The following is a 22,890-nucleotide window of genomic DNA, read 5'->3' as shown; positions in this document are numbered from 1 at the left end:
ATACTACAAATGAAATAAATATGATTAGGAGGGGAGTTAATTATGAGTTTGAATCATGTTAATTACTCGTCTATTGCTTGGGGATTTGGAATCATTTTAGTAATCGTTCTTTTTTTCTATATAGGTAAGTTATATTACTATGCGGATGAGGAAAAAGATAGAATTTCCAAAATTTTCTCCACATTTTATTCACCATCAATTTTCACATTAGTAGTTTCGCTTAGAACCCTAGCAATATCAGATTTTTCTAAAACAAATAAACCTATTCTTATAATATTAGAACATCTTTATTTTTGGTTTGCATTGAGTATAATCATAAATTTGTTGAATCTAGTTTTGCTAGAGTTTCATTCGAAAAAGGAATTGCGTAAAAAAATAATTTTTTATGTAAGCTTAGCATTGAATTGTTTGGCATTTTGTGTGTGGCTTGTCGTCGCATATTTATTTTTTGATATTTTATAATAATGAAGAGTTTATTTCTACTTGTTAGTGTTAATATTTAGTAAACGTGTTTATTTTATAAAAGGAGTGATTAGAATGTTCAATTTATCAGGCAAAGTTGCCGTAGTGACAGGCGCTAGTAGTGGATTAGGTCGAGAGGCTGCGATTGCTTATGCAAAGGCAGGTGCTAGTGTTGTTTTGCTGGCTAGACGTTTTGAGTTGTTAAAAGAAGTGGCTGAAGAAATCCAAACTATGGGTTGTGAAGCTCTTCCAATCGAAATGGATGTAACAGATGAAAAACAAGTAGAATTTAGTATTCGTAAAGCATATAACTATTTTGGTCATATAGATATTTTATTGAATAATGCGGGAATTGCAGTCGCAGGAGGTGTAGATTCATTAACGGTCGAAAATTTTGATAAGTCGATGAACGTAAATGTAAAAGGACTTTTTCTTGTGAGTAAATATGTTGTAAGGCATATGATTGAAAATAATTATGGCAAAATTGTCAATATATCTTCCATTAATGCAGAGATAGCAGACAAATCAGATTTATTTATCAGGCACTCATATAATGCGAGTAAGGCAGCTGTTGTTGGCTTAACCAAAGGTATGGCTGCAAGCTATGGTAAATATAATATAACTACCAATGCCATTGGGCCAGGATTATTTGAATCTGAAATGACAGAAAAATCATTGTTTAAATCAAATGATTTTTTAAATATGTATAACACGGCTAATCCAATGAGCCGTACTGGGAAGCACGGAGAATTAAATGGGACAATTTTATATCTTTCTAGTGAAGCATCAAGTTATACAAATGGACAATTGATTATTATTGATGGCGGAATGTCTATAATTTAACCAATAAAATTATTTCAAGGTTTAAAGTTAAGGTTAAACCTTGATTTTTTTATTTTCCATATCTATAAAATATTTTGAATAGGCAATAATAATAAAGCTTAACAGGCGTGTAATGAGTCTGCATAACTTTCATAATAGCTAGTTTCATGGAAATCGTAAGAATTATCATAATCCATTTCCCAACGCAATTCTTCACTTTCAAACAGATTTGCTAGTTCTTCTAATTGTGCAGAGGTATTTAAGTGGTCATTAATATGATTAATCATAAAATCGCTCCTTTTTCTTTTATAAATATATCTTACTAGACATGAAAGCTCATTCATCACTAATAGTGTCCATTAACACGACAAATTTAAACTAGGTAGAATATCTGGTTTTTAAATTTACATAGTTAGAGAGCAAATATCAGTAAACAAAATGCAATATGTTACAAATTACACTATTAAAAGGAACATGATATTTTTCCATTTAATAGTGTAAATAGTTTTTTTATTTATCACTTTTAATTTCAGTATAAGAAATATGATCTAACGTTGGATCAAGTTGTCTATTAGTAAACGCTAAACTCTCACCAGTTTGAACACAAATTTTTCGTTCACATAAATTATATCCTGACCAGTACCTAGTATAATCAGAAATTTTTGGATTATTTGGTTCTCGTTCTAATCCCTTGGGAATGATAACTGTTCTGAAAACAGAGTATAGTTCATTCATTCCTTGTTCTTTTTCAAAAGGATCTAAGGCTGCAGACAGACAAAAACTGCGAATGAAGCGAGATGGTGACGTATAGTCACCAGGTAATCCGAACATACCGTAACCTGTACCGTTCTCAATAGGGATAAAAGTGTTCCCGTCAGATAATGTTCGAGAGTTTTTTAAATTTGTCGTACTCATCCCAATATAATTTCGGATATTTATTTGATGATAGTCGTATCTTGGACTATTTGTCATGACGTTTAAATGATCAAAACTCTTAAATGTACCATCAGTATTTGTTTCTAATACGATACCATCACCACTCTCATCTACGAAAGAAAAGTGAAGAGGATATTGAAATGACCTGTTACCATATTGATAGGCTTGATTAAGTAACATAAATTTTTCAAAACATTCTTTAACTTCTGAAACAGATTTGCATGTTGTTAACATATAACTTACTAATTCTTCAGCTAACATAGGAACTTTTGATTTTTCTTGAATCGATGATAATTCTGCCCAACCACATTCTGTAAGCACTTGAGTATCACCTGCTAGACCATGTTCATTGACTCCATCCAATAGGATGGGAGAATCTTTAATACCAACACCTATAACAGAATAAATACTTTGCCAATTTTTAACTTGACTACTAATTTCGATATTAGCTGGGATAGAAGTAATTACACAAGGAACAAATTCCTCTGTTCCGTGGGGAAATAAGGGCATGGTCAAATCCATAGTTCTACCCCAAAAAACTTCTCCAGTTTTTGCTTGAATTTTTATACTTGTACACATAATGAATACTTCCTTTCTTTAATACACTTATTAGTATAAAGTTAATTCACATGTCATTATGTTAAATTGTGTCCAAATAATCGCCATATTTGGAAAGTAGTAAACTATAGAGAAAATAAAAAAGCCAATGCACCTATATAAATAGTTGGTGCTTCGCTTTATAAGAGTAATAATCCTGATTTTAAATGTGTTTAGAAAAAAATTTTTTTCAGGAAGAATCAGGAAGAATATAGTGAGATGAATTAATTCCATCGGCAATCAATACCTCTTCAAAATCTTCGATACTTAAATCTATCTTTCTCGACAAATCAAAAACGCTATGTAATACGTCATGAAAGTATAAACTATTTCCCTGTTCAAAATAAGCTTTATATTCAGTAGAGGAAGGTTCATTACCAGTTTCAGCTTGATAGCATTTTGATTCTTTTAAGTAATTATCAAAATGTTCATTAGTATAATCCACGAAATGATTAACAATTGTAATGGCCAACGAAAGATCATGAAACCATGTGTAATAAGTTTTTTTGCTAGTGCGTTATGTAGGCTTTCTGAACTAAAATTACGATTTTCCATACTTGTATAAAAAATTTTTTTAAAACATTGCATCAATTTCTTTACTTCAATCATTTTAATTATTATTCATCATTTGAGTAATGGTTTGTGCACAAAGAAAGTGGTAACCGATATTAGTGATATTACTACTTGTCATTAAATTCAAAGTACAAGGGATGTAATAACGACTCGTATAACAAATAAAATTTGAAGTGCAGATGTTACATCGATAGCCCGTATCACAAGTAAAATATCATTTGTATATGATACGCGGAACCCTACCACAAATAATGATATTTTTCTAAAAATGAATGTTGATATAGGGGGATTTATAGGGAATGATTGCAGGATAGTGGTATGGGGAGTTGGCATTAACTCTAATTTTTTTGTGGTATTTATGATTTCTATTCTGATTTATCTTTTATAAATAGTTATATAAATACAGTATTTTTACTTTCTAAATTGAATATGATATTTTTGAAAGAATACTTCAAAATTTAAAAGAATAACTTCTGGAAGTAATTTTAGTAAAAAAAAAGGGAATACTAAAATAAGTTTTTTTTTCAAAAAAGTATTATTATTGAACTATCATAATGATAGTATATTGGAGGGTTTCAATATGAGAAAAGCACTAATTTTACCTACTAAGTATGTTCAAGGAGAAGACGAATTACTGAATCTAGGATATTTTGTCTCTACATTTGGTAAGACGGCATTACTGATTGCTACATCAGATGATGTTGAACGTATTCAATCACAGCTTGAAGTTACAGCAAGAAAATTTGACGTTTCATTTATTGAAGGTGGATTCAATGGTGAAGTAACACGTGAAGAAACAAAACGGCTACAAACAATCGCACAAAGAGAACAAACAGATTGTATTATCGGTCTTGGAGGCGGAAAAGCGATCGATGCTTCAAAAGTGGTAGCTGAGGGTGAAAGTCTGATTATTGTACCCACAATTGCTGCCCAAGATGCTCCTACCTCTCACTCTGCTGTTTTATACCATGCAGATGGTTCATTTGATGATTATGCTTATTTCAAACAGAGTCCTAGTGTCGTATTGGTTGATACAAAAGTTGTAGCTAAAGCACCAACACGTTTTCTTGTTGCTGGAATGGGTGATGCATTATCAACTTATTTTGAAGCACGTGCAACTCATAATTCTTATTCAAGAGTAAATGCCAGTTTGCCGATGGGTTCACGTGAAGGCAAAACACCGCCTGCTATTGGAACTTATGCAGCTTTAGCAATGGCTGAACTTTGTTGGGAAAATCTTCAAGAAGATGGTCTAAATGCAAAGATTGCTTGTGATGCCAATTTGACTACTGAGGCATTGAATAAGATTGTAGAAACAAACATATTATTGTCAGGCTTAGGTTTTGAAAGTGGTGGGTTGGCTGCTGCGCATGCAATACACAATGGAATGACTGTATTAGAAGGAACTCATCATTATCTACATGGAGAAAAAGTTGCCTTTGCAACTTTAGCACAGTTAGTTTTAGAGAATGCTGAATCAGATGAGTTGAATACGGTGATGGATTTTATGTATTCAGTAGGATTACCATTGACTTTAGCAGACTTGGGTGTTAATAACTTTACTTTTGAAGATGCTTTAAAAATAGCTGAAATTGCCTCAATACCGGAAGAATCAATTCATTCAATGCCGTTTCCAATTGTCATTGAAGAAGTTGCTAGTGCTATAGTTGTTGCAGATAAGATTGGCCAAAATTTTAAGAATTCTCGAATGAAATAATTTCTGGATTTCTATAAATGAAATGCTTAAAAAATATTGTCTAATCAAATTAATACTATTAAAAAAAAGAGAATGGTCTATTTTACCATTCTTTTTTTTTTATAAACTGTTTGTATGAATAGCAGTGAAATATCGAACACGATATTTTTGATGTTAGTATCAAAACTCGGACAACTTTTCGTAAAAACAAAAGAAAATTAAACTTATCTACGAGAAATGAACTACATGGCCCGATACGAAGATAATTTTAAATAAATGAATGTTAAACTGAACACTCTGTCCGAGACTTAGAAAAATAATATAGTTTATCTGAAGGAACAAATTATAAGTGGTGCGGAGGAGTCATAATTAACCCTAAATTTTGCCAGATAATTATAGCTTTTATTCTATTTATGAAAGAAATATATGTATAATTATTGAGTGAAGTGGGTGAACAATTTGAACAAACGAAGAATTAAAATCATTCTCATTACTACGGGTATTATTTTGATTGCTATTCTAGGTTATTGTTTATACTTACGCTATCAGAAAGATATAGATTTTCTTCTTAATCCTAAGGTTAGCAAGGCTAGATTTGTAAAAGAAGTACAATCTCATGGAGAGATATCTGCGATTCTCTTAGTTGGTATGATAGCGATCATGTGTGCGATACCTGGGATTCCGACATCAGTTATTGGTGTGATTTCTGGATTAAGTTTTGGGCCAGGTATGGGTTCGCTAATTAACATTTTAGGAAATACAATAGGGAATCTCTTAGCTATCTATCTCATGAGAAAATTTAAATTATTTGATAGAGAAAAATCATCTAGTCATTGGATACAGAAGATTAGAAAACTGAAACATCCTAGAATTGGTTTAATGTTGGGCTATATGGTGCCATTTATCCCTTCATCCGTGATTAATATTACAGCTGAGACATTGAAATTACCGATGAGAGAAATTATTCTATCTATCATTGTTGGGAGTATTCCGACATCTTTTCTTTATGCTTGTGGAGGAGATACTCTGATTCAAGGAATCAGTAAACCGACCATTATTTTATTGATAGGTATTGTTGTGTTAATCAGCTTGTTAGTGTTTATCTATAAAAAAGAGAAGAAGAAAAAAGACCCACGAAAGTAATTATCGTGGATCTTTTTTTTAATCGGTTATTTCTTCGCCTTACGTGCGTTTCCTCGTGAATTGCTTTTTTTGACCAGTGAAGCGGCAGCTACAGTTGAAAGCATCCCTTTACCAAACGCTTTATCAGTGACTGTTTTAGCAGCACTGTATTTGACTGCAGATTTTAAATAACTCATTGTTCATTCCTCCTCGATTTTTGTGGCTAAGTTCATGATAAACGAATACTAGAAGAGTATTGTAGCCAATCGTGTCTTAATTTCCGACAAAATTCATCAAAGTTAGGAATAGTATCCACTATAAAAAAACAAGTCTAAAAAATGAAAAAGAGCCCAACTATCATTACTCTAGGTAATCATAGTTGGGACTTTTATATAAGATTTAATAGACCAATTATAATTAAAGATGAGTATTAAATACTTTTTTTGTAGGTAAAACGTATTGAGAGGAATCTATTCCATCTGCTTCTAATGCTTCTTTAAAATCTTCTACGCTAAGATCGATTTTTCTAGAAAGATCAAAAACACTATGGAGTACATCATGAAAATACATGCTATTACCTTGTTCAAAATAAGCTTTGTATTCAGGTGAAGAAGGGGGATTCCCTGTGTCAGCTTGATATTGTTTTGCTTCTCGTAAATAGTCATTGAAATGATCATTCGTATAATCAACAAAATGATTAAAAATATCAATTGCTAACGATAAATCATGAAACCATAATGCATATGTCTTTTTGGCTAACCCACCTTGAACCTCAATTAGATTGAAATTATCATCTCTTAAATATTGAGGTACTAACATTTCAATATTCAGTGCTAACCCCGTAAAAGAAACCTCATCAAATTTAAATAATTTTAAATCCTCTAATTCTTTGAGCAAACTTTCTGCCGTGAAATTACGATTTTCCATGCTTTTATAAATTTTTTTTTGTTGAAACATCTTTTTCAGCTCCTCTAAAACTATTATTATAATCAGTATAAACTATGTGGTAATTATTATATATATATAAGATCAGCGCTTACAAATTGATAGAATTTATCAAAAATAAAATTCTTACTTCTATATAAGATAAGACAAAAGAGTGAGCACAAGTGCTCACTCTTTTTTACTACTCTTTTCTAGATTTTTTTCTGACTATAATCATAAGAGAAATTAAAATCAATAGGATAAGAATACCTAGCATTGTTAGGAAAGTATTTCTATTTTCACCGGTTTTAGGCAAAGCTTTCGAATTTTTATTATCATTGCTATTTGTTACGGGTGTAAAATTTTTTTCATTTTGTGTAGTTGACGTAGATGGCTCTGTAGTAGTTTCACTAGATGTCGTAGATGGCTCAGATGGAATCGTCTTCTCTGAAGATTCTGGCGTTACTGGAGTAATAGAACCCTTACGAATAGATTCATCTTTAGAATAGTAATCTATCCATCCGATAATTCCAGGGAATAGATAACCATTACTTTGTATTGCTTTTTCTTGAATTGGTGAAATATGATTAAGTACATTGGATAATTCTTTATCATTCATTTTTTGTATAGGCATAAAAGAACTATTTGGAGGATAGAGAGCCGCTAGATAAGATTGTAAACTATCGATTTGTTCGAGCATATCTTTCGCATTTTGATAATTTGCAGGATTATAGTTTAGGTTTGACTGAATGATATCCCAAGACAAAGTATGGTCTTTATACAATGCATTTAATATACCTACATACCCACTAACATCGAGACCAAATGTATCGTTGCTCATACGATCACATAAAGTCATAGTATTCAACAGTTGTTGATCCGTATATTGGTCGACTTCTTCTGGAGTAATAGATTCTTTCATTGATTCATCTTTTAACAGTTGACGAATGAAATTAGGATCAGTTGTATTTACCATAGGAGAGTCACTTTTCTTAAGGGTAGTATCATTTTCCACTTGATTGATTACTTTATCTTGTTCATTTTGAGAATCTTTAAATTCATTATTGCTAGTTATTTCGGTATCATTGCTAGTACTACTGGTAATAGTATTTTCTGGACTAATTGACGATGAATTAATAGTTGATAAAGTTGTTGATGTTTGTGTTTCAGCTAGCGTAGTAATTGGGAATAGAATAAAAATAGGTAGAATAAATAATAATTTTTTATTCAAATCACTCCTTTGTAGATATATCTGTAATTAAATTGTAACACAAGTAATATTTATGTAAACATTTTTTTAGTATAGTTGTATAATTACGAAAGCAAGCAACTCATAAGTTGCTTGCTTTCGTAATTTTTTATTACTATATCTAAATTAAAAGAAAACCTATTTTTTTAATGGTGGAAATGGATTTTCACTTGATTGATATCCGTCAGGAACCTTTTCTCCATGAAACAAAGCATCTCCATTTTTCACTAATTTATCTTCTCCTTCTTGAGTGACCCATGTTCGATGTGGAGCCCCTGATACGGCTAAAAATTGTGTCTTATCAAAATAATCTTTGAATTGATAATGTAATTGCCAAGGCACAATACCATATTCTGGTTGAACTACAAGTACAGGGGGTGTATCAATTTTCTTTAAATTTTTTGTGAAATCTACTGATTCATCTAGTGAGGCAGTTATATTTCTATTCGCCATAAAATTAAAATGGATTGTCGATTTTCCGCCTTTCTTTATTTCACCAGAAGAACTCCCAGCTATCAGGCTATTAAAATAATCGTATTCATTGTAGTTTCCATAGGGAATATCATTCATTTTAAAAATTTCCATAAGAGCTAGCCCATAGCCAATACGAGTCAATTGTTTCCAAGATGTGTAGGTCATAAATGAAGGATAATGTTTTTTATTTGGTTGAATACGAGGTTCATCCATTGATTTGATAAATCTAGATTCTTTCGCTTGTTCGGGATAATTGTAATCCATAGAATAGATAGGAGCTGTATCAATGGCCATATAAGCATTCACTTTTTCAGGATGTTTTTCTATAAATCTTGTAGAAACATTGCCGCCATAGGAAGAAGCTATTAAATTGACCTTTTTGAGATTGTAATGATCGACAATGTCATTTACGACTTTCACTTCATTCGTGATGGTATAGTGAGACGTACTTTTAGGTAATGGTGAACGACGAGTGCCCAAAGGATCAAATGTGTAAACGGTATAACCTAGTTCTGAAAATCTATTTAAAAATTTTTCTGTTTCTAGAGGATATGCTCCCGGTCCACCACAAACATAAAGAATGGGGGCTTGACCATTTGATTTTTTAGGTTCCTTTTTGTATACAGCAATTTGTTCACCGCTATTGGTTTTGATAATCTCGGGTGAAATGTTGTACTGAGTAACCACAGAATTAGTACTTTCGAATGTCTTAGTAGGAATCCAAAAAATATAAATCATGATGAGAGAGAAAAAGCCGATAGATAGAATTCTAAAATATTTTTTCTTATGAGTATCTAATGAAAACATCTTCAGTCGAAACTTGTCCGCAATAAAAATGAGCACAGAGAAAATAGCAACAGCGCATAAAACAGCAAGGTATTCATTGATATAAACGGTTAAGAGTGAAAAAGTGATTAAGCCTAATAAAGAACTGATTAATATAGTTACTAGAGAGTAAATAAAAATAAGTATTTTTTTGAGCATAAAATAACCCCCCTGATAATTAGTTGTCCAATTAACAATAGTAAGCTAGATATCAATTGGTATATGAACATTTTATCATCAAAAAGGTTTGGTAAAAATGACTATAACACCATATTTACTAACAAAAATGTAAGGTGATTTGTATATTTTTTTGTAATAAAAGTTTTAAAAATTAAAGGTATAGAAGGTGAAACGCTGAATTTCATAATTATTTTTATAACAAATAATTTTAGAAGTGGTAAAACCTAAAGAATGGTCTTTTTCACTAGATTGTAATTCTTTAAATAAATTTTCAAATTCAGAAATTTCTTTTTCATTTGTGTAGGTTAAAAATTGATGCTTTGGTCTATTTGAGGGTAAAAGTGTATGGTTGCGAACAATGACATTAATTTTGTCAGTGTTGTCAGGAATATGTAAATACATTTCTTGTTTTATAAAAAATTCAAAGCTAAAAATAATCAGAAAAATAATTGCTATAATCAGAATTAATTTTTTTTCATAGTTGCTATCCCCTCAGTAACGTATTTAAGATCAAAATATATTTGATAGTATGATTGTTAGATACTCTTTTTTATAAAACTGCTATAAATAATATCTGAAATAGATTATTATGTCTAATAATTTTTTATAGGTTCTGAATATTAAAAAAATGATCAATAAATACTAATTCACAATATCTATTTGAGAATATAGTTATTATAACTTTTTTATTAGAAATATTTTTTGAACATTTTGCTTTTCCAATATATCACAAAAAAATCTATACCAGTTTTATAATTTTTGAAAAAATAATTTATAAATGAATAATATTAATTTTAAAAAAGCTAAATTTTAAGCTATTAAACATTGGTTTAATAGCTTTTTTAAAATTATAATGAAGAATATCATTTGCAATTAAGTATTTCTATTCAGCGGATAGAAATATTTTTTTAACTAAAAAGAATTAAAATTCCATATATACCAATCCGCAAAAAAAATGCGTATTAGCATATTTTGAAGAAAAAGTTTAAATTACTGAAAGTTAAAATCACTCAAAATAAAAAATTATTTTAGTTTTCCATGGAGAATAATAGCTATTTTTTTTTGTAATATAAACTTTTTTTAATCGAAATATAATATTTTTCTATTTAAGGTATATACCTTTAAATGGTCAAAAAAAATAAAAAATTTAAATATGTGAAATTTAGTGTTAGCATCTACGTTAAGATTCATAAGAACTTCATATTTGATGATTGTGTGTTTTTTTGTAGATATATTTATTGCTGTGTCGATTATAAAAGGAGAAAACAAATGAAAAAAACTATTAGAATTAAAGTTCTTTTTTATGTAATTATTTTTTTTGTGTATGTTATATCAATTAATCAATTATCAGTTTATGCGAATGAAGTTGAATCTAGGGATGGCCAAGTAGTTTCTGATAGTGTATCAAGCTCAAATTCCAATACTAATAGTACATTAGATTCAGATTCAAAAATGTTTGATGGAATCGATAATTCTTTGGTTGATCATATATCTGATTCAATGAGTAGTAATGAATCAGGCATCTCTAATAATTTAAATCATGATTTGAGCGTATTTAGTAACTCAGATGTATCTTCGATCGATACTACTTCTATTAAGGAAACCATTGCATCTGCAGATAAGACAAAAATACTTGTGGTCCCAGATCCAGTGGGAGGAAAGGAATACAAGGAATATTTAGCAAATGAATCAGGCTTTAAAAATGCATTATTTGATTTGTATACAAACGGAGGAATGCAACAATTTACTTTATATATTGGAACGAATGTCAGTTTAAGTGCTGCGGTAACTGCGAATACTATACCAAATAAAGTTGATGCTACAAATGTTACATTTGCTTCTTTAAAAAATAAAGTCAATAAACTGGTGATTACTGGAAATTCGGATGATCCTATTACTCAGGATCAGACTGTTCCAGCAGGCTCAAAAACACTAACGTTTAATCAAAATAATTTTTTTGGTTCTTCAATTGTACTTAGAAATCTAAATTATGGTGCATCCAATTTTTATATGAATGGCAACAATTTGGATTTAAATGGTGGTTCTAGGGGAAATGGAGTATCAATTTATGGTGGAACAGATTCAGGAGATATTTCAGGAGATCCTATTATTACAGTAACTACTACAGGATCAGGCACTTGGAATTTTTATGGAGGGAACAATGGTGGGGGAACGTTAACTGGTAACCCTACTATTTTGATAAATAATACATCTGGTGGAGTAAACACTTTAACCGGTGGGGCAAACGTGGGAACAGTGAATGGAAACACGGAAGTAACTATTTCACAGTTGAATGGGACACTAAGTAATTATTATGGAGGTGGCGTTGGTAGTAGTACATCAAAGACTGCCAATGTAACGGGTAATGTACAAACTGTCATTAAAAATACAAGTTCCTCTTTTCGACAAAATGTTTATTATGGTGGAGTTCTCTATGGAAATATAACTGGGAGTATATCAAATAATATCTCTGGAACAGGTGGCTGGAGTAGTATCGGTAGTTCATATATAGGCGGTTCTGGCTATGGAAATATAGGTGTTGATTCAGGTAAACAGGCAATCGAAACGACTATAGATGCAAGTAAGTACACATCTTATGGCCCTTCTATTGTTGGAGCAAATCGTTACGCAGGTACGGTGACTGGAAATATAACAAATACTATAACTGCTGGTACAAGTCCTTCACAAGGTGGTGTAGGTAATTTTGATGGTGGCGGCGGACCAGATGCAAGTAAATTAACTAAAAATGGGATAGGAGCAGCTAATGAAACTACTTATGACGCTTATACACCTGATCAACGTACAGATTTAGCTTTTAAATCAGCGCAATATAAAATTATAGGCAATATTGATTCACATTTAGTTAGTGGATCTTTTGGGAATTATCAAGCATGGAGAACGACGGCAGCAGGAGTAGGAGGATTTGTTCAAGGAAATGCAACTATAAAAGTAGGAACTCAGAATACAAGTAAAACGGTTGGTGGAGAGGGGTTTGTTTATTCTGGGAATAAGCGAGCTGATAATACTATATTCTATTCATCGAAACGTAATACTTTAGCTGATGAAAGAGATTTTGATATTGCTGGTGGTGGTTATGTCGTTGGTCGTGATGTTTGGTGTATCTATATCCGAGGTAACACGACGACTGAAATTGACAATGCACTTGCTAGAAGAACTTATGGAGGGCTGTTCTCAGGAGTAGTCGAAGGTAATACTTCTAATATATTAAATACAGGAATCGTAGACACTTGTGAAGGTACTGGTTATGAAGGTGGAAGAGTATACGGTGATGGACACGCAACTGTTAATAACGGGCAGGTAGATTGGTTTTTAACAGGTGGCGGATGGAATGATAAAAAATGTATTGGTAATGTAGGTGTCACAGTTAATGATGGGGTAATAAATGCTTCGATGGGTGCTTCATATGGTGCATTTTCTGACCATACGGTAACTGGAAATTCGGATAACCGTATATACGGTGGTGATTTTTCAGGTGTTCCAAATCAAGGAAATAATGGTTTTTCTGGAGGGATAACAAATACAGGCTCTCTATTAGGAAATGCACATCTATTAATTGATTTGCGAGGTTATCATGGAGAATTTAAATTGCCTACAGGAACCTCCATTTCAGGAGGTCGTCCCTACGGTGCTAATACTAATTTGGGTAGTAGCACAGACAACACGATTACTTTAGATATTTTTACAAAACCGGGTTCAGATGTTTTGAATGGTGCGGATATTTATGGAGATGGTGGAACTGCAGCTGCAAACACGAAAAGTGGAAAAATTCAAATGAATATCCAAGCAACAGGTTCCAACATCGGTAATCTTTATGCAACTCAGTACTCGAATATTAATAATAATCAAATTTTGAGGGATGTAACAGCTAATGTTCAAGGTTCTGCTAGCATTGCCACTCTGTCTGGTGGATCTGATTCGGATAATTTTACGAATACTATCGCTAACAATAGTACGAATAAAGTCAAATATAATTTTGGTACGAATATAGATGGTACAAGTCAATATCAATCTGATCCTATAAATGTAACTAAAGGAATAGTTAATTACAGTGAATTGAATATAACTAACGGTATAGAACTGATGGCGGCGAGTGGAGATATTAAAAATGGTAAATCCTCAACTGCGTTGAATCATAGTGCTACTTATAACAATTTTGGAGATATTCATTTATCAAAGAGTGGTAGCTTAGGATTGAAAGATTCAGCAAGAATCATTTCTGCTGGAAAAATTATTGTAGAAGATTCAGCGAAATTAGAGACTCCTCCGGGAAAGGGAAAGGTAAATATATCAGACTTTGAGGTAGTAGATCCTTCTAAAGATAGTCTTACGTGGGTAAAAAATGATATAGGAACAACAAATTTAGTTGATAGTATAGGTACTTGGTTTGGTAATAATAAGGCATATCAAGTACTAACAATTAATCCTACAATTACTAACGCTCAAAAAATAACTCCAGCAATTTTTAATGGAATTGAAAAGGCGACAGGAAAAACTTTTATAGGTGATAACGATGTTACAAATAAAGACAATGGTTACGGAATTGCTATACCAGGCTCGATTATTGATTATGAAGTGGAGTCACCGGGAATATCTCAAGGAGCAGGAAGTATTTTTCATGATGTCAGTCAAGTCAAAAAAAATAATGAGCCCTTGAAGATAGCTGCATTTGGAACGGAGACTGCAAATACAAGGGTTCAAAAAGGAAAATTAGTTATTCCAACAAGCAGTAATATTTCACCAACATTAAGTTTCGAACCAGAGACGACAAAAACAGGATCATGGCTCTATAATGCCTCTATTACAAGTACCAAGATAAATGAGCCTATCCAAAATATTGTTGAACAAAAAGACTCCAATACAGTTAATTGGAAAACACCGGATATAAATTATAGTTATCAAATCAAAGTGAAATATTCAAATAAGGCCGAGTTGAACGCTAAAAATGTAATTATTACTGAACAAGATGCAGCTAAATTGAAAAGTAAACAGCAAGTTTTAGACTTAATGGGCGCTTCAGGAAGACCATTTTTCAGCAACTCGATTGATGATGACTTATTGAAAACAATTCAACGACCATTGGATCAAAATGAAGTGTCAAAAAAATACGCTATTAACTATCAATCAGGTACAACAGAGAATATGCAAAACAGTTCAGCCAATTTAGTCGTCGTTAAAAATGGATCCGTAATATCTAAAGATAAAAATTTTGCAGTCTACGCACAAGACACGAATTTAAAATTATCTGAAGCAAATAGTTTTAATACTCAAAGTGACTTAAATAAATTTACAAAAGCGCAAGTAATCTTTTCTGATAATAGAGACAACATCGATCCACAATTAAGTAACGATGTATTTCTATCTATAAAAAATACAACAGAAAATGAATTACAAAAAAATGTCGCTACTACCTATAGTTACATACAGGCAGGCGAAACGATCAATAAGACTGTCAACGTTTCAATAACAGGCACATTAAGATTGAAAGAATATCCTTCGAATATTGATTTTGGTACTCAAAAAATTGCAACTACTATACAAACCTATTGGCCTAAAATTACAGGAGATTTAATTGTTAAAGACACAAGAGGAACAGAAAGTTCGCCTTGGCAATTGACCGTTTCTGAGATGACCCCATTAACATCAGACAGTATGACATTAGATGGCGTATTATCTTATCAATCAAGTAATGGATCAGAACCTGAAATATTGAGTAAAAGTGCGGTAATTATCGAAAACCATACCAATGTGGGAGATGGTGAATTCAATATTAGTCAGGGCTGGGGGCAAAAAAATGAAAAAGTGATCAAAGCCACGATACCGGTTGAAAAACAAAAAATAGGAACATATAAAGGTACGTTGTCATGGTCTCTAGTTTCAGCTCCGGGAAATCCATGATATTGACCGAACAAAGGAGAAGAAGATGAAAAAAAGATGGATAGTTGGTATGACTTTGTTGGTTCTCTTTTTTGGGGGTGCTATAAAATGCTCTGCTGCAGAAAGTAAAGAGTACAAAAGCAATGGGGTTGCAGGTTTTTATGGGACATATGAATATAGTACAGACTCGACGACTGAGCCGTCGACAACAACTGAACCGTCAAAAAAATCGGAACCAAAAAATAGAAACAATGCACCCAATAGTGAAGAAACTTCACAAAAAAATCTTCCTAAAACGGGAGAGCAATCTAACAATAAATGGGTATACTTAGGAATTTTAGTATTGTTACTACTATTCTTATTATTAATTTATAAAAGAAAAGGGGATAAAAAATGAGAAAATCAACGGCGTTACTAATGGGAGCACTTTTATTTAGTTCAGTATTAGGTATTACAAGTGTTCGTGCAGCAGATGATGTTACACCGGATGCAAATTATAAGTCAAATGGAGTTATTACATTTGAAGCAGATAATTCTAAAACAGATCCTTTAGATCCAGAAAATCCTGATCCAGAAAACCCTCCAAAACCAGAAGATCCAACAAATCCAGATGGCCCAAATCCAGGGACAGATGGTCCATTATCGATCGACTATGCATCAAGTTTTCAATTTGGTACACAAAAAATTACAACGGCTGATAAAGATTACTATGCACAATTACAAAAATATAAAAACGGAAAAGCAGATGGACCTAATTATGTACAAGTAACAGATAAACGTGGTACACAAAAAGGGTGGAAACTTATCTGTTACACAAAATGGAGAATTCAAAACCTCAGATGGCGATATTTTAGATGGCGCATCACTATCACTAAATAATGGAGTAATCTCTTCTACTACAGCTAAGGCGTATAGTCCAGAAGTAGTAAAAAAAGATAATACATTGGTGGCAGGTGCTAAAACACCGTTGATGAAAGCAGATGTAAAAAAAGGAATGGGTACTTGGATATATCGATTTGGTACTGATGCGACAGAGGGAGCAACGTCGGTGACATTACACATTCCAGGTAAATCTGTTAAATTGGCTAAACAATATTCTACAGAATTGACATGGACGTTATCAGATACACCAGGAAACTAAAAAAGCGTATAGCGATTGAGGAAAAATAGAAATGAAAAAAATTAGCTTTGTATTAGTCTCAGCAACATTACTAGGAACAGCATTATTAACAACGACAGCTCATGCCGGAGAAAAAGGAGCCGATTATAGCTCAAATGGCGCAGTAAAATTTATTCCAAATAGTGATCGAAATAATCCAGTGGACCCAGATGATCCAAATCCAGATAATCCTGTCGTACCAGAAGATCCAACAAATCCAGATGGCCCAAACCCAGGAACAGATGGCCCATTATCTATTGACTATGCATCAAGTCTTGATTTTGGTGTAAATAAGATTTCGAATAAAACACAAGTCTATTACGCAAGAGCCCAAAAGTTCAAAGCGGCAGATGGTTCTACTTCTAATTTAATTCGTCCAAATTATGTACAAATTTCAGACAATCGTGGAAACAATGCGGGTTGGACATTACAAGTGAAACAAAATGGTCAATTTACTAATAAAGACACATTAAATAAAACACTAACAGGTTCAGCAATTAAATTAACAAGTCCAGTTGTTAAATCAAATGCTAAAAATGTAACAGCTCCGATTGCAACAGCTGAAATTAATTTAGATCCGAATGGCGCACAAACTACCGTATTCTCAGCTAAAAAAGATGCTGGAGCAGGTACATGGGTAAATGCTTGGGGAACAGTCTCTAAAGCTACTGAAAAAGATGAAAATAATAAAGATGTCGAAGCAGACATCAATAAAGAAGTATCTCTTACTGTTCCAGGAACAACTCCTAAAGATGCAGTAAACTACTCTACAACATTAACGTGGAGCTTATCAGATACACCTGCAAATTAATTGAATTGGAAAGAGGAGAATAGATATGAAAAAAGTTAGTTTTATTTTAGTATCAGCAACATTATTAGGAACAGCATTAGCAGCAACAACTGTTCATGCAGCAGATGAAGCAAATTATAATTCAAATGGTGTGATCACGTATGCTCCAAGTGAGGATCAAACCAATCCAGTAGATCCATTAAACCCTGATAAACCTGTAACACCTAATGATCCAACAAATCCAGATGGCAAACCAAATCCAGGAACAAATGGTCCATTATCTATTGATTTTGCTTCAAGCCTAATCTTTGGAGAACAAAAAATTACATCTACAACAGAAACATATCATGCACAAGCACAAGGTTATACCGATGCAAGTGGTAATGCTCAAGAAGGACCGAACTATGTACAAGTATCTGATAATAGAGGAAAAGAAACGGGTTGGACATTAAAAGTAAAACAAGACAATCAGTTTAAAACAGCTTCTGCAAAAGAACTAACAGGTGCTAAAATTACGCTAGCAAACGGAAACGTCGTTTCAAATTCATCATCAGCTAAACCAACAGCAGTAACACCAATTACGTTAAACCCAGGAACAGAAGCTACGGTCATGTCTGCGGCAAACGGTCAAGGTGCAGGTACGTATTTAACAGATTGGGGAACAGACCTTGATTCAGCAAAACAAAGTATTTCATTAGAAGTTCCAGGTTCCACTACTAAATATGCAGATTCATATACAACAACATTTACTTGGAATTTAACAGATGTACCAGGGAATAAATAGAAATCTTTTACTAACAAAATAAATTTTTGATTTTTCAGGGAGCTCATTAAGTATGAAAAAAAAATATATCTTTTTAACAAGTTTTATTGTAGCAACGTTTTTTTTGTTTTTTAGTATCCCAGCTCATGCATCTGAATTTAATTTTGCCGTCAACCCAGTTGTTCCAGAGAATCAAATAGATAAGGAATTAACTTATTTTGATTTGAAAATGAATCCAGGAGCACAACAGATTCTCAATGTTCAATTGAGAAATGATACTGATAAGGATATAACCGTTGAAGCCTCTATTAATAGTGCTACAACGAATCTTAACGGTGTTGTAGAGTATGGAAGTAATAAGATCAAGCCTGATGAAAGTTTGAAATACAATCTAAAAGACTATGCAAAAATCGATGGCGAGATTACTTTAGCCAAACATACGGAAAAGGAAGTTCCGGTCTCAGTCACTATGCCAAAAGAATCTTTTGAAGGTGTGATGGCAGGGGGAATTACTTTTAAAGAGAAAACCGATGATTCAAACGCTAATTCTGCAGATAAAGATAAAGGTCTATCAATTAAAAATGAATATTCATATGTGGTAGCACTATTATTAAGACAGAATACAACAGATGTTCAACCAGATTTAAAATTAAAAACAGTTGAACCAGATCAAGTAAATGCGCGCAATGTCATCAATATTGGGTTGCAAAACCCTAAAGCAGCCTATCTTAATCAATTGAACATTTCAGCAGCGATTTATGAAAAAGGTTCAACGGAAGCTCTTTACAAGAGTCAAAAAGATAGCATGCAAATGGCTCCAAATTCGCATTTTTCTTATCCAATATCATTAAATGGGGAAAAGCTAAAAGCAGGGAAATACGTAATGAAAATGACTGCTTATGGCATGAAAGATGAAAAAGGCAGCTTCAAAGCCAAAGATTCAAATGGTAAAGAAAACAATTATATTTATCGTTGGAACTTTGAAAAAGAGTTTGAAATCAAATCAGATGTGGCAGATAAGTTAAATGAAAAAGATGTATCAATAGAAAAAAATAATAACTGGATCTATTGGTTGGTTGGAATTTTAATTCTATTATTATTACTTCTTATTTTATGGTTCTACTTAAGAAAAAGAAAAAAAGAAGAAGATAGCAAGGAAGATTAAAATCTCAAGCCTTTAGGATTGTTCATTTAAATTTAAATCTAACAACAAAGTTGGGTTGCTATCAATGAATACACGTTGTATGTAAAAAAGATATATTTTACATTCAGGTAAAAAAGATTGGGTGATTCAATCCAATCTTTTTTATTTTATAAGGAATAATCTATAAAAAATTACATATTTAGTTGGGTTGCGAAGGGGAGGTTTTATTCATGAAGATACTTAGAGTATTTTTTGTTAGTATGTTAATACTTTTTAGTCTAAATCAAGTTGTAGTGGCAGAAAATGTTGAAGAAGAAGGTAATAAGCAGTCAACTATTCAAACATACGATAAAGATCTTTTAGCTAATACTGAAAATCAAGTGAAAAATCATTCTACCCAAGAAAATAAAACTGATATATCAGGTGAACAACCATTAAAAGAAGAAAATTTTGAAGAAAATGAAATGCAAAGTTCTGTGGAGCCAAATAGTTCAGAAGTACCCGATGTGAAGAGTAATCAATTAGATAATATTTTGAGTGAACAGCTAATTGTTCCTAGGGCAGTACCTAGCGCGGATGATACAGTGGTAAACACTTGGAATCAATTTAGAGATGCTCTTCAAGAAGCAAAAATCAAAAACATTTTTGTTAATGTCAATCTTACAGCGACAAGCAATGTTATTGTAAATGGAAATAAGAATATTGAATTCAATAATCAATCGCTAGATATAGCTGCTCGATCTATTACTGTTAATGCACCATATGAACTAGTGGTTTCTAACATACAAATAAATGGAACTACGGCTAATCGTTATATATTTTCTGGTACCGGTACATTAACATTCAAAAATAGCTTGAAAAGTATATCTGGAAATCGAGCAGTCATTGCTAATCAAGCATCTGGCAAAATCACTCTGGATAGTGTGAATATGGAATTTGATACCACATCTAAAAATGAAGTATTTAAAAGTAAATATTTTACAATTACTAATTCCTCAAAAGTTAATTCTGTTTCAACCAAATTTTTCGGATTAACGAATAACGTTGATAGAGGATCGATATTAATTAATAATCAATCAGAAGTAAAAACTACGAGTATGAAGAGTGAAACAGATGCACAGGCGTGGAATATAAGACAACCTAGTGATTTTACGGTTGATGGTATAAAAACATCTCTTATTATTGAAGGAAATGGAACAACTCAAGCAGATTATGGTGGGGTGTTCTTACTAAATGCTGACAATTCTACTATTAATATTACAAATTCAGCAAAAATGTCTGTTAAAGCGTGGAAAAATTCAGCTGCTGTTTTATTACAAAGTAAAAATGGATCCTTAAATGTAGACAATCAATCGGAGCTGGACATTGTTCAGGAGGATGATGGAAACTATAATCTTGGAGCAGCACTTAAGTTTAGATGGGTAGGTGACATGACTTTTAATGTGACAAATAAATCTAAGATATCTGTTGACAAAAAGAAAGGAAAAGCTACTGCCATACGTATGTATGGTGGTGGGAATAAAATAAATATTAGTGGAGGTTCTGATTTCATTGTTCATAATGCTGGGGATGGTGTATATCGAAATGGCGGTTCTGATCAATCTAATCAAGGAATACAATATACCGGAACAAGTAATGGTGATGTAAATTATTTTATGGCAAAAGATGATTCATCTAACATTAGCATAACGTCAGATTATGGCCCAGCTATCGATGCAGATAAAGATTATAGAAGATCAATGAGCATAGACGTTAACAAAGGCGCTTATTTTGTTGCTAGAGGGAGTACAGCATCTTCTTCTGCTGGGATATTCAACTCCGGTAGTATGATATTTAAAATGAATTCTGTAAAATATTTTGATTTTAAAAACACAAATAAAGGAAGTATTTTTTCTACGGCGAATAATTCTAGTGGTGTATACAGCTTTGAAAATGTGTCGTCTGATATATCTGTCTGGAACAAAAATGATAATTTAAACTCTACGGCTAGATACACATGGAACAATGCTACCTTTTCTTTATCAGGTGCTAATTTAGCAAATCTAAGTTCTACTAATATAGCGGATATGAGAAATAAATGGGGAGCAACCACGAACTATTCTCGAATGAGTGCGAATAATCAAACACCTATAGTGGATGAATTACGTGTGCCAACAAATGCGGATAAATCACTTTTTGCTCATATCTCTATCCCTCAAGGAAAGTACGATGATCCAGAGTCAGCAAATACAGGAGAAGCATCGGCTTCGTTAGCAGTTAAAGATCAAAATGGAAAAAGTATCCAACAATTGACAGGAATAACCAATGAGCTTTCCATTTATGGGGAGCCGAAAAAGCCAGGCTGGGTTCAAGCAACACTACCTAATAATCAATTTCTAACTGAAAATCACAAGGTAAGTGTGACAGCCGCTTGGCTCGGAAATGGAAAAAAAGAAGATTCTAATAGAGTTTCTACAACCAAAGATATAAAAACCAAAGAAGAAAAAGTATTTGCAGTAGTTCCGCCATCACCAGCGATACTTGGAAATAAAGTAGAAAGTACTACGACGACTTTGAAAGGTAAAGGAGATCCAAATACAAACGTATTTTTAAATGTAAATGGAGTCCAAAGTAGTGTAAAAACTACAACTGCGAGTGATGGGAGCTTTACTTTAATTTTACCGAATAATCTTAAAAAAGGTGATAAACTTCAAATTTTACTTCAAGATAGAAAAGGATTGGCATCCGGTGTAATCAATCCACCAGCTACAAATACTGCAATCGGGAATATTGAGCCAACGGCAGACTTGCCTTATCATGATACCGTATTTCCAGCGGGAACAGTCATAGAAGTGACTGGTAGTTTATCTTTAGCAGAATATCCTCAAACTTTTGATTTTGGAAAACAGAAAATTGGAAATAAGGAACAAACATTTTGGCCTAAAATTACGGGTAATTTGAAAGTAATAGATACTAGAAATAATCCTGAAGGCTGGCAAGTAAAATTAACCGAAACACAGCCACTTACGTTTAATCAAGACAAATTGAAGTCAGTTTTGTACTATCAAGATGGAAAAGTAGACAAAGTATTAAGTGAAAATGCAATTGTAGTATTTGAAAAAGCAAAATCTTCGGATGGAACATATATTATTACGAATGATTGGAGCGAAACTAATAAAAAAGGAATTAAAATAAAGATTCCAGTTGAAAAGCAAAAAATAGGAGACTACAAAGCAATACTTAAGTGGTCTTTAGAAGCCGTTCCTAAAAATTAATAAATAAAGCCTCTTATCTTTTAGT

At 32.5% G+C, this 22,890-nt stretch carries 18 protein-coding genes and 1 pseudogene; 11 read left to right on the top strand and 8 right to left on the bottom strand.

All coding sequences use genetic code 11. From position 1 onward, the window contains the following. Nucleotides 1-42 precede the first annotated feature (42 nt). On the top strand, nt 43-462 hold the full coding sequence (locus ACQKTA_RS07215) for a hypothetical protein (RefSeq protein ID WP_427813287.1): 420 nt from the start codon (nt 43-45) through the stop codon (nt 460-462). 75 nt (nt 463-537) lie between these two features. Further along, nucleotides 538-1,305 (top strand): SDR family NAD(P)-dependent oxidoreductase, encoded by a 768-nt coding sequence (locus tag ACQKTA_RS07210; RefSeq protein WP_427813286.1) that lies wholly within the window; start codon nt 538-540, stop codon nt 1,303-1,305. A 98-nt stretch (nt 1,306-1,403) separates the two neighbouring features. Here ACQKTA_RS07210 and ACQKTA_RS07205 read toward each other — a convergent pair whose 3' ends face one another. The 3 genes from ACQKTA_RS07205 to ACQKTA_RS07195 form a co-directional block, all read right to left on the bottom strand. Further along, entirely contained in the window at nt 1,404-1,571 is a 168-nt protein-coding gene (locus ACQKTA_RS07205; protein WP_427813285.1) for a hypothetical protein, read from the bottom strand. 223 nt (nt 1,572-1,794) lie between these two features. Continuing rightward, on the bottom strand, nt 1,795-2,799 hold the full coding sequence (locus ACQKTA_RS07200) for a linear amide C-N hydrolase (protein ID WP_427813284.1): 1,005 nt from the start codon (nt 2,797-2,799) through the stop codon (nt 1,795-1,797). Between the two features lie 208 nt (nt 2,800-3,007). After that, nucleotides 3,008-3,289, bottom strand: coding sequence for a hypothetical protein (locus tag ACQKTA_RS07195; RefSeq protein WP_427813283.1), 282 nt, complete (start codon nt 3,287-3,289; stop codon nt 3,008-3,010). 681 nt (nt 3,290-3,970) lie between these two features. On the opposite strand from ACQKTA_RS07195, the gene ACQKTA_RS07190 reads away from it, so the two are divergent. Both ACQKTA_RS07190 and ACQKTA_RS07185 read left to right on the top strand, forming a co-directional pair. Next, nucleotides 3,971-5,107 carry a glycerol dehydrogenase gene (locus ACQKTA_RS07190; protein WP_427813282.1) on the top strand — a complete coding sequence of 379 codons (1,137 nt, stop codon included), beginning with the start codon at nt 3,971-3,973 and terminating at the stop codon, nt 5,105-5,107. A 438-nt stretch (nt 5,108-5,545) separates the two neighbouring features. Continuing rightward, nucleotides 5,546-6,229, top strand: coding sequence for a TVP38/TMEM64 family protein (locus ACQKTA_RS07185; protein WP_427813281.1), 684 nt, complete (start codon nt 5,546-5,548; stop codon nt 6,227-6,229). A 26-nt stretch (nt 6,230-6,255) separates the two neighbouring features. Here ACQKTA_RS07185 and ACQKTA_RS07180 read toward each other — a convergent pair whose 3' ends face one another. The 5 genes from ACQKTA_RS07180 to ACQKTA_RS07160 form a co-directional block, all read right to left on the bottom strand. Beyond that, nucleotides 6,256-6,405 carry a hypothetical protein gene (locus tag ACQKTA_RS07180; protein ID WP_427813280.1) on the bottom strand — a complete coding sequence of 50 codons (150 nt, stop codon included), beginning with the start codon at nt 6,403-6,405 and terminating at the stop codon, nt 6,256-6,258. A gap of 220 nt (nt 6,406-6,625) precedes the next feature. Beyond that, the gene (locus ACQKTA_RS07175) at nt 6,626-7,165 is read right to left on the bottom strand and encodes a hypothetical protein (RefSeq protein ID WP_407855016.1); all 540 of its coding nucleotides are present in this window, start codon (nt 7,163-7,165) and stop codon (nt 6,626-6,628) included. A 169-nt stretch (nt 7,166-7,334) separates the two neighbouring features. After that, the gene (locus tag ACQKTA_RS07170) at nt 7,335-8,363 is read right to left on the bottom strand and encodes an LPXTG cell wall anchor domain-containing protein (protein WP_427813279.1); all 1,029 of its coding nucleotides are present in this window, start codon (nt 8,361-8,363) and stop codon (nt 7,335-7,337) included. Nucleotides 8,364-8,519: 156 nt separating this feature from the next. Continuing rightward, nucleotides 8,520-9,839, bottom strand: a complete 1,320-nt coding sequence (locus ACQKTA_RS07165; protein ID WP_427813278.1) for an alpha/beta fold hydrolase — start codon at nt 9,837-9,839, stop codon at nt 8,520-8,522. A 165-nt stretch (nt 9,840-10,004) separates the two neighbouring features. Next, nucleotides 10,005-10,262 carry a hypothetical protein gene (locus ACQKTA_RS07160; RefSeq protein ID WP_427813277.1) on the bottom strand — a complete coding sequence of 86 codons (258 nt, stop codon included), beginning with the start codon at nt 10,260-10,262 and terminating at the stop codon, nt 10,005-10,007. Between the two features lie 867 nt (nt 10,263-11,129). On the opposite strand from ACQKTA_RS07160, the gene ACQKTA_RS07155 reads away from it, so the two are divergent. From ACQKTA_RS07155 to ACQKTA_RS07125, 7 genes and pseudogenes are all read left to right on the top strand, one after another. Then, complete coding sequence (locus tag ACQKTA_RS07155) at nt 11,130-15,776, top strand: hypothetical protein (protein WP_427813276.1); 4,647 nt, start codon at nt 11,130-11,132, stop codon at nt 15,774-15,776. Nucleotides 15,777-15,801: 25 nt separating this feature from the next. Next, on the top strand, nt 15,802-16,152 hold the full coding sequence (locus tag ACQKTA_RS07150) for an LPXTG cell wall anchor domain-containing protein (protein WP_427813275.1): 351 nt from the start codon (nt 15,802-15,804) through the stop codon (nt 16,150-16,152). Beyond that, nucleotides 16,149-16,896 (top strand): annotated as a pseudogene (locus ACQKTA_RS07145) (WxL domain-containing protein). Before ACQKTA_RS07150 ends, ACQKTA_RS07145 begins: the two are co-directional and overlap by 4 nt. Before the next feature lie 31 nt (nt 16,897-16,927). Then, a complete protein-coding gene (locus ACQKTA_RS07140) occupies nt 16,928-17,725 on the top strand; it encodes a WxL domain-containing protein (RefSeq protein WP_427813274.1) in 798 nt (265 codons plus the stop codon). Between the two features lie 25 nt (nt 17,726-17,750). Then, on the top strand, nt 17,751-18,488 hold the full coding sequence (locus ACQKTA_RS07135) for a WxL domain-containing protein (RefSeq protein WP_427813273.1): 738 nt from the start codon (nt 17,751-17,753) through the stop codon (nt 18,486-18,488). 52 nt (nt 18,489-18,540) lie between these two features. Continuing rightward, nucleotides 18,541-19,632, top strand: a complete 1,092-nt coding sequence (locus ACQKTA_RS07130; protein WP_427813272.1) for a DUF916 and DUF3324 domain-containing protein — start codon at nt 18,541-18,543, stop codon at nt 19,630-19,632. A gap of 209 nt (nt 19,633-19,841) precedes the next feature. After that, on the top strand, nt 19,842-22,865 hold the full coding sequence (locus ACQKTA_RS07125) for an Ig-like domain-containing protein (RefSeq protein ID WP_427813271.1): 3,024 nt from the start codon (nt 19,842-19,844) through the stop codon (nt 22,863-22,865). The last annotated feature ends 25 nt before the right edge of the window (nt 22,866-22,890 follow it).

The organism is Enterococcus sp. 22-H-5-01, assembly GCF_050310005.1.
In the GTDB taxonomy this organism is placed as follows: domain Bacteria; phylum Bacillota; class Bacilli; order Lactobacillales; family Enterococcaceae; genus Enterococcus_A; species Enterococcus_A hailinensis.
Note: the sequence above shows the minus strand (reverse complement) of the source record. Positions and strands in the feature narration are given on the sequence as shown.